Origin of the sequence: Streptomyces sp. NPDC059853 (genome assembly GCF_042731495.1) — a bacterium.
Taxonomy (GTDB): domain Bacteria; phylum Actinomycetota; class Actinomycetes; order Streptomycetales; family Streptomycetaceae; genus Streptomyces.
In genome coordinates this window covers 1-9,979 of record NZ_JBHWJL010000191.1, presented here as the reverse complement: position 1 = coordinate 9,979, position 9,979 = coordinate 1, and the positions used below count along the sequence as shown (strand labels likewise).

Sequence of the window (9,979 nt, the reverse complement as noted above, 5' to 3'; positions counted from 1 at the left end):
CTGTGTCAAATGGGGGGTCTAAATAACAGTATTCAACCCAAGGGGGGCGGCTCCTTTGTGGCGGTCGGCATATATTTATTTGGGGGTCTGGCCCCCACCCCCCTGGGGGGGCCCCCAAACGCCACTTGGACGCTGCTAGCTGGATTCAGTTGTATAGAAGGGCTTCCTCGACGGTTTTGAGAGTTTCCGGAGTGATCTGGAGTTGAGCAGCTGACCTAGCATCGAACCAGCCAGCTGCATCATGTTCGGAGAGAGAGATGGCGCCGTCGGCCAACACCAGGAAGTTCACCTGTCTCGTCTTTCGTCCAGAGCCAGAAAGATAGTCGAAGAACCCAAGGACCCCGTCCAGCGATACCAGGACCAGATCGGTCTCCTCTCTCAGCTCTCTTTCCAGAGCCTCAATAATGGTTTCACCAGAATCGACTTTTCCGCTCGGCAGCTCCCAGAACCCGCCCATGAAGTCGTCCGGCTTCCGTCGAAGCATCAGAGCCTTTCCTTCTCGCAGAACTATGGATGCCGCTACATAGCGATCAATATCCGGCGAGTACCACTCTGCGTCGGATGCTCCTTTCACAGTGAACCTCCAGATTCTAGGTGCTTCCATACCTTCAGGAAAGCGGACAAATATTGATCGACCAGAGGATCATCCTCAGGACGATTCCAGACCGGCAACTTGATGATGCTTTCGTGGAACTGGGTCGCCTGCGGGAAGTCATCCGGCTGCGGACTTATCATATCCCGATATGCCGGGAAAAGGGCGCCAGGGTTTCGGAAGAGCGGCAATTCGGCGAGCGGCCGAGTGCTGCCTGGCCGGTCAGCTTCCAGCGCCCCCTCCGCGAGTAGAGCCTTCTGGATCATATCCGCGCCGGCCCCTCCCGGCACCTCGTCATCCACTCGAAGAATGAATGCGTACCAGCTGCTGGTGTCGTCCGGCTTTGGGAGGACCGCGGTCAGGCCCGGAAGTTTTCCGAGCACTTCCGCCATTCGCGTTGCCGTTCGCGTGCGGCCCATCAAAATTTCGTCATAGCAGTCCATTTGCTGATCGACGATGGCCGCTGCCAGCGGATGGATACGAAATTTCAGCCCCATGCCAGTAACGGCAAACTCGTGGAGTCGGTGTCCGGTTGGAATCTCTTGCTTGCAGCGCACATTGTAGTGGCCCACTGCAATGCCTCGCCGATACACCTCGGCGTCATTTGTCAACAGGACGCCGCCTTCGCCACCAGTCAACGGCTTTTGCCCCTGAAGACTCTGAGCCGCCGCCCGCCCGAACGAACCGACGTTGCGGCCACCACAGGTTGCACCGTACGCATGCGACGTGTCCTCAAGCAACATCAGCCCGTGACGCTCGGCGAGGGCGACTAGTGGCTCCATGTCGCACGGTATACCCCACATATGAGTCGCTACGATGGCTTTTGTCCGTGGAGTGATCGCCGCCTCCACAGCCGCAGGGCTGATATTGCCATCGGAACCACAGTCCACCAGTACGGGAATCGCTCCAGTGAAGAAGAGTGGGGTCGCGGTAGCGAAAAAGGTGTATACGGGGCAGATGACCTCGTCGCCGGGGCCCAGGTCACAGGCTACGTACATACTGTGGAGAGCGCTGGTGCCGGAGTTGGTCAACAACGCATGTTCCACACCGATAGCTGCCCGGAGCCGATCCTCGACCCTGGCGATCATGCCCGATCGGTTATATAGGGATATCGACTCATCCAACTGGCGGGCGATAGCCATGTGGGTTCGGTTATCGATGATTGGCCAGGAGAAGTGCGGTTTTGCGGCAGTGACGACCGGACTGCCGCCGTGCAGGGCTAGGGTATCGGAAGAAGAAGACTTCATATGAGTGCCTTCCGTGGGTCGATAAAGGTCCCGGTCGCTTTGGATTCGTAACAGGCGTCGATTACCGCAGCGTGCTGTCTGTGATAGTCAGGGCCACCGGGGTTACGGCGCTCGCCGGCAAGGACGCGACAGAAGAAGTCCACCTGAGTTGCTGCAGCCGGTCCCCAGGCCCGTTCGCGCGTCAACTGCTCGCAAACGTCACCTTTGTTGCTCAATCGCCTGATCGAACCTCGCTCGACCTCAATGATCCCTCGCGTTCCGACTACTCTCACCAGCTCCCGCTTGGGAGGTACGAACCGCGAGAGTATGCAAGTCCCATGCATGCCGTTAGGCCAGCGCAGCAGCAGGCTCGCGGTGTCCTCAGCGTCGTACTCGGCGTCTACCGCCTGACAGGACATCGTGGCCGCGACCCCGGAGGGCATGCCCAAGTACCAGATGATCAAGTCAAGCATGTGGTAGCCCATGTCGATGACGCATCCTCCTCCGGCGTTTGTGCGGGAGCCGCGCCAGCCCTGATGTGGGGCATCGATGAACATCGTGTAGCAGACGTCGACGAAGAACGGATCTCCTATCTGATCAGCCAGCTGGAAGTAGCTGTTGTAGATGGGATTGAAACGGCGCTGCAGAGTGGTCATGATCTCAACACCATGCTCACGAGCCACATCGGCCAGGAAAGCGGCTTCTTTGCCTGACGTGGCAAAGGGCTTTTCCTTGAGTATGTGAACTTTCGCTCGGGCGGCATTCTCCACGATCTGGGCATGGGTATGGTGGGGGGTTGCCACCACCACGAAGTCCAGATCTACGGCCTTGAGTAGCTCTGTGTGGTCAGTGAAACCGGGAACGCTGAGTTCAGCAGCCGTCCGTGTGACGCGCACGGAGTCTGTGTCGCAAACAGCTACTAACTCCGCCTTTTGCGACCCCAGCACGCCAGGTATGTGGTCTTCGTTGGCCTGCTTACCAAGGCCGATAACTGCAACTTTGTATCTCTTCTCCATGGAATACTCCTGATTGTTGAGATCCTCTAGGGTGCCTTTCGGGCTGACGCTGCGCGAATGGATAGCTCCCTCATGATGGATTTCGTGACGTCCTCCCTTGGTAGCGTTCCATCGATTATCGCAAGATTCGGAATCTTCCCAGCGGTTCCGAGATAATGATAGGCGCCTCTGACGGCCTCTTGATAGGCTATGAAAGATTCGCGAAGTGTGGGATATTCCCGACTGAATTCGGGCCCTCCTGCCTCGGCCAGCGAGCACTCACCCTTTCGTTGGAAGGCTATCCCCGCCTCGATATCAATGAATAGCGTGATGGCCGGCGTGGGAAAGAGATTTGTTAGCTGCGAGGCCTTTTCTCGATCAAGGCCAAGTGCTATCGCATCGGCGATGGCTGAGTAACAGTAGCGCTCGCAGAGCATCACATCTGCTGGGGCCGTCCGAAAACGATGCAGAGCGTCGGCGTAGTCACTGAGTCCGAGAAGAAGAGATGTCTCAGGCGATGGGAAGTCGCTAGATCCAGAAATCAGCTCCTTGTATATCTTCCGCAGTCGGCGACGTGGGTCCTTCGTCGGCTCCACCACTCGCATCCCGGAATCTCTCAACTGTTGTGCAACCTCGCCGGCCTGGAAAGACTTTCCGGATCCGTCGGCTCCTTCAAGAACCACAATGGTGGGGAAATCTCCTGCTGAATTTTTCAAGCGCATGACGCAATCACCTCGCGGTTTCGGACCGAGTCATGGGCGCGATCTTCCCCACCCAAGATCCTTGATGTGGGACGATGAAGTGAATTGGTTCTCTCTATGCTCCATGCGGATAGGAGCAGATGTTGAGAGTAGGGCCACAGGATGGGCGGACGCGCCAGATCCCAACAGCCAGACGAAATTTCTCATGGCTTTGTCTCCCCCCCGGGTGACTTTGTTCGGCCATCATCTATTAGTCTTGTGCCCAAGATCGCCCACTAGTGGAGGTAAGGCCAGAGTTTCCGGGCGTCGCATTTGTGCTGGCAAGAACATGACATGCGGATAGAGGGGGCAAAATATGGATAAATTAGACCAATTTGGACATCGTCTGCTCGCCGAGGCGTCTGTGTCCGTCTATAGCATGGCCCTCGAGCGAGGATCTGTGTCAGAGGGTGACGGTGAAGGTTCGTTGGGCCAGTCCCCCGATGAGTTGATCCAGTCGATCTCAGTGCTCCGCCAGTTTGGCTTGCTCCGTCCTTGCCCCGGCGAGCCAGGCCGTTTCGCGCCCGTGGCGCCAGATTCCGCAGCCATGCGGGTGATGGGTCCGTTGGTGCGTGATCTGCTGCGGAATCAGGAATGGGTGAGCCGACTTCAAGTATATTTCAATAACCTCAGTCGCATCTATGAGGGCCATCGTGAATCTCGACTGGAGGCTTCGGAGTCAGAGGTCATCACGGAACTCGAAATGGTGCTGGCGGCTATTACCGAGCTCAGTGCACGGGCTTCTGATGAAGTATTGACTTCTCAGCCTGGTGGAGCGAGGCCTGAGGAGGTTTTGGTTGAATCTCTGGAGCGCACGGATCAAGTATTGTCCAGAGGGGTTAAGATGCGAACTCTCTACCAATACAGTGCGCAATTCAGTCAGCCCACTATCGCTTACGTGGAACACGTGGTTTCTAGGGGGGCCGAAGTTAGGACCTCTGCGACGGGGTTCTCGCGTGTTCTCATATTCGACAGAAAGGCTGCAGTCCTCTCGGTTGATTCTAATCCGGAAGGCGCGGTAATTGTACGCGAACCTAACACTGTCCGGTTCATTGCAGATTCCTTCGATCGTGCCTGGGTCAATTCCAAGCCATTCCCTATAGAATTTGCCGTGGACCAAGCCGTCAGCTCGACGCGTGATGTGCGTGAGGCGATCTGTCGGCTGCTGACAGAAGGGCTAAGTGACCGAAAGATCTCACAACGCATGGGTATCTCTCTCCGGACATGCCAGCGACATGTCGCCGAGATCATGTCGGAGCTCTCTGCCCTAAATCGCCTTCATGCTGGATATCTAATTGCCAAGAGGGAGATCATTGGAGAGGCGAATGCCGGGGCAGTTGAGAAATGACTTTCTGGCTCTCACGTCACATCTGCGGTTGAATGCGCACTATAGGATGTCTCGGTCCGTCGAGTGTCACTCCCGCCCGTCGTTGGGTGTCGAGGCTAACCCTCATGTTATCTTTCCTCGATACTCTGGTCGCAGCTCAGGCTGTCGTGTGCCACGAATTGCTGCTTTCATTGCATGATGGCGATATTATGCTGGCTGTCGATCATTGTTTTTCTGGCATTGAAAGGATTTTCGGTTCGATGGCGATTTGAAGGTCTATAAATTGATTCACGATCCTCTGGTGATTGGGGCCACGCGAGAAGTACTTACCACAGTACGAGCGGACAGCCCTTGTTTTGTGTAACTAGGATGTGGCCCTTGATCCGGCATGCTGGCTCATCGGCGGCAAGGGCAGTGCGGATAGTTTGGGCGATGGCGCGGGAGCGGTCGGCGGGGCCTCGGGTGTCGGCGAGGGGGCTGTGGGGGTTGTGGCGGCGGGTGGACCATTCGGTTCTGTTCTGGGCTTTGGTGCCGAGGCGGAGGTGGGTGGGGTTGACGCAGCCGGCTTCGTCGCATTGGTGGCAGAGGACGAGGTCGGTGGTGGTGGGTGGCCCGTGGAGCAGGTGGTAGGCGAAGAGGTGGGCGGGGACGGTGCCTCGGCGGGTGGGGCCGGGGAGGGTGGCGGCGCGGAAGCTGCCGTGGCCGGTGGAGGAGATAGCGCCGAGCCAGTGCCAGCAGGCTGTGGGGGAAGGGCTGTAGCGCTTCGTCTCGAAGCGGGCCAGGACGGTTGGGTCTGTCAGCCAGGTGTGCCAGAGCGTGGTGGGGAGGGGCATTCCGGTGCCTGTGGGGTGGGTGTGGGGTGGGCGGCGTCAGGGCCCAAGAACTGCCTGGTCAGGGGCATTTCGGCGGCAGACTGTAAATCTGCCGGCTCAGCCTTCCCAGGTTCGAATCCTGGCGCCGCCACACTGGGAAAGTAGCCCCCGACCAGCGGAAACGCGGTCGGGGGCTTACTTGTTGGCCCACGTGGCCCGAATCTGTGTGCCGCAGGGGAGACGTGGCTGCCGGGAGGCCGAGGACGTCCGGGTCAGGGCGTTCGGTCCGGGCCGGGGCCGCTCTCCGGGGACCGGGCACACACAGGACTCACAGGGCCGCCAGGAAGCCGGTGATCCGTGCGCGCAGGGTCCGCGGGTCCAGGCCGTGTCCGGCCAGGTGCTCGTCGAGTTGCCCGTAGCGGCGCAGTTCCCGCCGGCCGACGCCGAGGCCGAGCACGCGGTGGGGGACGTCGGCCAGCGCGTCGTTCACCTGCCGGGTCGAGGTGCCCTCGTGGTACGGCTCCACGACCACCACGTCCGCCGCGTCGGCGGCTCCCACGGCGGTGCGGAGCGTGGCCGTGTCGAAGGGCCGCACGGTCGTCGCGTACAGCACCGTCACGTCCAGTCCGTCCACGGCGGCGAGGACGTTCTCCAGCATCGGGCCGACCGCCACGACCACACCGCCGCGTCCCTGTCGCAGGGGCAGGAAGCGGGCGCCGTCAACCGGGCGCGGCTCAGGGTTGGTCTGTTCGGACAGCCGGACGTAGACCTTGTCGTCCCCGGCGGCCACGGCGTGCCGCAGCAGGGTCTCGGCCTCGTCCGGGTGCCCGGGGACATGGACGGTCCAGCCGTCCAGGCTGTCCAGCAGGGCCACGTCGCCCGGCGACATGTGGGTGAAGCCGCCGGCGGGCCAGTCGTACGAGCCGGCCGCGCTCACCAGGACGCCGCCCACGCCCTGGTGCCCGAGGTCCAGTTTCAGCTGCTCGAAGGGGCGTTCCACCAGGAAGCTGGCGAAGGTGTGCAGGATGGGGCGCAGGCCGGTGAGGGCCAGCCCGCCGCCCACGCCGACGAGCAGTTGTTCCCTGATGCCGACGTTCACCACCCGGTCCGGGTGCCGGCTCTGCGCCCGCTCGAAGCCGTCCCTGCCGATCTCGGCGAGGACGACGGCGAGGCGCGAGTCCTCGTCCAGCAGCCGGGACGCGACCGCGGCGAAGCGCTCACGCATGGTGTCCATGGGGGAATCCCCTCTCGTGGAAAAGGTCGTGGAAGGTCAATGGGCGGGGCAGGGGTTCTCACGCCGCCCTGGGTGCGCCGGTGTCCTTGGGCTCCACCTGGGCGACCACCGCGTGCGGCCGTCCCGGGTGCGGGGCGGTGAACGCCTCGTACAGCGCCTCGTGATCGCGCCCGTCCACCGTCACCGCCGACCATCCGGCGGCCTCGAACTGGGCGGCGATCCCGCCGTGCCAGCCGTGCGTGGCCGAGGCGTTGTCGATGACCAGCGTGTGCAGCCGGGAGAGCCCGGCGGCCCCGGCGTACGCGATGGCCTCGTGGTTGCTGCCCTCGTCCAGTTCCGCGTCGCCGACCAGTACCCATACCGCGGGGTCGCCGAGTCCCTGGGCCCGCAGCCCGAGCGCCGTGCCGACGGCCAGCGGCAGGCCGTGCCCCAGTGAACCGCTGCCGATCTCCGCGCCCGGGACCAGCGTCCGGTCCGGGTGGTGTCCGAGAGGTGAGTCGTACGTCCCGAAGTCCGGCAGCCACGCGGTGGGGAAGAAGCCCTTGGCGGCGAGGACCGCGTAGTAGGCCATCGGGCCGTGTCCCTTGGAGAGCAGGAACCGGTCCCGTCCCGGGTCCTCGACCGTCTCGGGGGAGACCCGCAGGACCCGGTCGTAGAGGACCCACAGCGCGTCGAGCGTGGACGTCGCGGCCGGGCCGTGTTTCTCGGCCCCCGTCATCAGCCCCATCAGGGAGGTCAGTTCCCCGAACCCGGCGGCACCGTTCTCCGTGTGCGTCCTGATCGCGTTCGTCATGGTCAGCACGCTAAAACTTCATGTGCACTTGAGGTCAACAGGCGTGTGCGCGGTGGAGCGCGCCAGGTCGGCGCGGCTGCTGTCCGCGGGGCGCTCGTTCCGTGTGGTCGCGGAAGGTTGCGCCTCCGCGCCGTCAGAAGGGGTGGTTTGCCGCGTTGTGCGGCAGCGCCGTGGGCATCGGTCCGCCATGAGCAGCAGCCCACCTCCCGCAGGCCGGCCGGACTCCGACACCGGGGGCGAGCCGCCGCACGCGCGCCCCGGACGGTATGGGCCGGACGACGACACCCGGGCCGCCGTGCTGCGCGCCCTGCTGAGCGGGACGGCGGCCGAGGAGGTAGCCGGCCGGCTCGCCCGGGCGCACGGGGCGCCCCCGGACGAGGTGGCCCGCGACATCGAGGACCTGCTGGGGCAGCTGACGGACGCCGGACTCATCCGGGCCGCGCACGGCCCGGACGGTCGTCCGGAGCGGTCAGGACCAGCCGCTCGCCGAGGGGCCGAAGAACGCGATCTCCGCGACGGCCACCTGCTTGTCCTCGGAGGGTGCGCAGGCCGCCCGGATGGTGAAGCGGACCGAGATGACATCCTTGGCCCGGAAGGTGCGCAACTGCGGACCGGCGCCCTGGTCGAGGGAGATCTCGTGAGTCGTCCGGCCGCCGTCCGAGGTGGTGACGCGGGCCTCCCGGGTGCGCGGGAGCGTCGCCTCGGATAGCTGGTTGGCGTGCGCGGACACGCCCGGGGTGATGACCACCAGGTGTTGCTGGTGGGGTCGAACGCCGGTTCAGACCCCAGGACGTTCAGGACCGGCACCAGCACCTCGTCGGGTCCGGTGACGAACCGCTGCGCGAGATCGTCGTCGGTGAACACGGCGGGCAGCGCGGGGCCGATCGGCGCGGACGGGTCGAGCCCGTCGACGGAACCCCTCACGTGCGCCCCCCATCACCCGGATCCCGTGGTCGAAGGAGAACGGCAGCGCCGGCAGGGGGGGCTCGCCCGGGGCCGGGGGAGGGTCAGATGTAGCCCTCGCGGAGCGCGTAGGCGACGGCGTGGGCCCGGTTGCGCAGCTGGAACCGGGTGGTGAGCCCGTGCATGATGTTCTTGATGGTGCGTTCGGAGTAGGCGAGTTCGGTGGCGATCTCGCCGGTGTCGAGGCCGTCGGCGACCAGGCGCAGCACCTCGGCCTCGCGCGGGGTCAGGCCGCTGGTGGGAACGCCGTCCCGGCCTGCCGCCGACCGGTGCAGGGCGCCGACCTGGGTGATGAGCCGGCCGAGCAGGTCCCCGGGGAGATTCCCGTCTCCACGCGCCGCCGCGACCACGGCCCGGACCAGTTGCTTCTCGGTGGCCTCGCGGCGCCAGACGATGGCGCTGATGCCGCAGGCGACCACGTCGAGCAGTTCGGCCTCGCGCAGGGTGCCGACGACCAGGACCGCGCGGGCGCCGTCGCTGCGGGCGACGCGGCGCAGCAGGGTGAGGGTGGGGCTGTCGAGGGTGTCGGCGATGAGCAGGGCGACGGTGCCCGGGGCGAAGCCGGTGTCCTCGCGCAGTTCTATCTCGCGGTGCCGGCCCAGCAGGCTGAGGGCGCCTTCGCGGGAGAGGGGTTCCGAGGTGTGCACGGTGACGGGGACCCGGGGGCCGGTCCGTTCCTCGGGCTGGGGGCGGCGGGGGGTGGGCGGGCCGGGTGCGGGGACCTGGCCGGTATCGGGGGTCGGGAGTCGGCTGGGCAACGGTTTTCCCTCGGAGTGGTCCGTGAACAGGGGCGTGGGGGCACGGGTGCTTCTGTTCGTATGACGTTCCGGCCGAGTGGTTGTGTTGCGCGGCATCTCACCACGGCGTACGGCGCAGTGGACGGGAACCGGGCGACCGTCCTGACCGACAGCCCGCGCCACTCCAAGGCCGCCCACCAGGCCCGGATCGTGGCGGGGCAGGACGGCGCGCAGCACGCGCCGTCCCGGTGCCCGCCGCCGGGGCCGGTGGCCGGTGTCAGCCGGCCGTCAGGCGGGCCACCGCCGCCGGGATCGCCGTGGCGCCGTTGACCAGGTTCAGGGTCAGGCCCGTGGTGGCCGGGGTGTCCAGCAGGGCCGCCAGCACCGCCGCCACGTCGTCGCGGGTGATCTCGCCGCGCGGCGCGTCGGGGGAGAGGTCCACCAGGCCGGTGCCCGGGGCGTCGGTGAGCCGGCCGGGGCGCAGGATCGTCCAGTCCAGACCGGTACGCGCCCGCAGATCCGCGTCGGCGGCGGCCTTCGCCCGCAGATAGGCCGCGAAG

At 64.4% G+C, this 9,979-nt stretch carries 12 protein-coding genes, 1 tRNA gene and 1 pseudogene; 4 read left to right on the top strand and 10 right to left on the bottom strand.

The window, feature by feature from the left end:
• Positions 1–145 precede the first annotated feature (145 nt).
• Genes ACFV5N_RS19065 through ACFV5N_RS19050 form a run of 4 tightly spaced genes read right to left on the bottom strand, consistent with a single transcriptional unit; the run spans position 146 to position 3,535 of the window.
• Entirely contained in the window at positions 146–574 is a 429-nt protein-coding gene (locus tag ACFV5N_RS19065) for an NUDIX domain-containing protein (protein ID WP_385601029.1), read from the bottom strand.
• Complete coding sequence (locus tag ACFV5N_RS19060; RefSeq protein ID WP_385601026.1) at positions 571–1,839, bottom strand: DegT/DnrJ/EryC1/StrS family aminotransferase; 1,269 nt, start codon at positions 1,837–1,839, stop codon at positions 571–573. The genes ACFV5N_RS19065 and ACFV5N_RS19060 overlap by 4 nt, the downstream gene beginning before the upstream one ends.
• Positions 1,836–2,834, bottom strand: coding sequence for a Gfo/Idh/MocA family protein (locus ACFV5N_RS19055; protein WP_385601024.1), 999 nt, complete (start codon positions 2,832–2,834; stop codon positions 1,836–1,838). Before ACFV5N_RS19055 ends, ACFV5N_RS19060 begins: the two co-directional genes overlap by 4 nt.
• A gap of 26 nt (positions 2,835–2,860) precedes the next feature.
• The gene (locus ACFV5N_RS19050) at positions 2,861–3,535 is read right to left on the bottom strand and encodes a dTMP kinase (RefSeq protein WP_385601021.1); all 675 of its coding nucleotides are present in this window, start codon (positions 3,533–3,535) and stop codon (positions 2,861–2,863) included.
• Positions 3,536–4,121: 586 nt separating this feature from the next.
• On the opposite strand from ACFV5N_RS19050, the gene ACFV5N_RS19045 reads away from it, so the two are divergent.
• Together ACFV5N_RS19045 and ACFV5N_RS19040 are read left to right on the top strand one after the other, a co-directional pair.
• Positions 4,122–4,901, top strand: coding sequence for a LuxR C-terminal-related transcriptional regulator (locus tag ACFV5N_RS19045; protein WP_385601018.1), 780 nt, complete (start codon positions 4,122–4,124; stop codon positions 4,899–4,901).
• A gap of 104 nt (positions 4,902–5,005) precedes the next feature.
• The gene (locus ACFV5N_RS19040; RefSeq protein ID WP_385601015.1) at positions 5,006–5,152 is read left to right on the top strand and encodes a hypothetical protein; all 147 of its coding nucleotides are present in this window, start codon (positions 5,006–5,008) and stop codon (positions 5,150–5,152) included.
• A gap of 54 nt (positions 5,153–5,206) precedes the next feature.
• On the opposite strand, the gene ACFV5N_RS19035 is transcribed toward ACFV5N_RS19040, so the two are convergent.
• Entirely contained in the window at positions 5,207–5,713 is a 507-nt protein-coding gene (locus tag ACFV5N_RS19035; protein ID WP_385601013.1) for a hypothetical protein, read from the bottom strand.
• Between the two features lie 29 nt (positions 5,714–5,742).
• Between ACFV5N_RS19035 and ACFV5N_RS19030 the strand changes: the two genes are divergently transcribed.
• Positions 5,743–5,843, top strand: a tRNA-Tyr gene (locus tag ACFV5N_RS19030).
• Positions 5,844–6,020: 177 nt separating this feature from the next.
• Here ACFV5N_RS19030 and ACFV5N_RS19025 read toward each other — a convergent pair.
• Together ACFV5N_RS19025 and ACFV5N_RS19020 are read right to left on the bottom strand one after the other, a co-directional pair.
• Entirely contained in the window at positions 6,021–6,926 is a 906-nt protein-coding gene (locus ACFV5N_RS19025; RefSeq protein WP_385601011.1) for a transketolase family protein, read from the bottom strand.
• Between the two features lie 58 nt (positions 6,927–6,984).
• Entirely contained in the window at positions 6,985–7,719 is a 735-nt protein-coding gene (locus ACFV5N_RS19020; RefSeq protein ID WP_385601008.1) for a transketolase, read from the bottom strand.
• Between ACFV5N_RS19020 and ACFV5N_RS19015 the strand changes: the two are divergent.
• Positions 7,718–8,140: pseudogene (locus ACFV5N_RS19015) on the top strand (hypothetical protein); the annotation flags it as partial. The gene ACFV5N_RS19020 and the pseudogene ACFV5N_RS19015 overlap by 2 nt on opposite strands.
• A gap of 48 nt (positions 8,141–8,188) precedes the next feature.
• Here the strand turns inward: ACFV5N_RS19015 and ACFV5N_RS19010 are convergent.
• From ACFV5N_RS19010 to ACFV5N_RS19000, 3 genes are all read right to left on the bottom strand, one after another.
• Positions 8,189–8,467, bottom strand: coding sequence for a hypothetical protein (locus ACFV5N_RS19010; protein WP_385601035.1), 279 nt, complete (start codon positions 8,465–8,467; stop codon positions 8,189–8,191).
• 259 nt (positions 8,468–8,726) lie between these two features.
• Positions 8,727–9,329, bottom strand: coding sequence for a response regulator transcription factor (locus ACFV5N_RS19005; RefSeq protein WP_385601032.1), 603 nt, complete (start codon positions 9,327–9,329; stop codon positions 8,727–8,729).
• A gap of 367 nt (positions 9,330–9,696) precedes the next feature.
• Positions 9,697–9,979: NAD(P)H-binding protein (locus ACFV5N_RS19000; RefSeq protein WP_385601005.1), on the bottom strand; the 283-nt coding region annotated here is incomplete at its 5' end.

What these genes read in the sequence shown, in the direction of transcription:
- ACFV5N_RS19060 (WP_385601026.1), bottom strand. Translation starts at nt 1,839, where the DNA reads ATGAAGTCTTCTTCTTCCGATACCCTAGCCCTGCACGGCGGCAGTCCG.
- ACFV5N_RS19055 (WP_385601024.1), bottom strand. Translation starts at nt 2,834, where the DNA reads ATGGAGAAGAGATACAAAGTTGCAGTTATCGGCCTTGGTAAGCAGGCC.
- ACFV5N_RS19050 (WP_385601021.1), bottom strand. Translation starts at nt 3,535, where the DNA reads ATGCGCTTGAAAAATTCAGCAGGAGATTTCCCCACCATTGTGGTTCTT.
- ACFV5N_RS19040 (WP_385601015.1), top strand. Translation starts at nt 5,006, where the DNA reads ATGTTATCTTTCCTCGATACTCTGGTCGCAGCTCAGGCTGTCGTGTGC.
- ACFV5N_RS19035 (WP_385601013.1), bottom strand. Translation starts at nt 5,713, where the DNA reads ATGCCCCTCCCCACCACGCTCTGGCACACCTGGCTGACAGACCCAACC.
- ACFV5N_RS19025 (WP_385601011.1), bottom strand. Translation starts at nt 6,926, where the DNA reads ATGGACACCATGCGTGAGCGCTTCGCCGCGGTCGCGTCCCGGCTGCTG.
- ACFV5N_RS19020 (WP_385601008.1), bottom strand. Translation starts at nt 7,719, where the DNA reads ATGACGAACGCGATCAGGACGCACACGGAGAACGGTGCCGCCGGGTTC.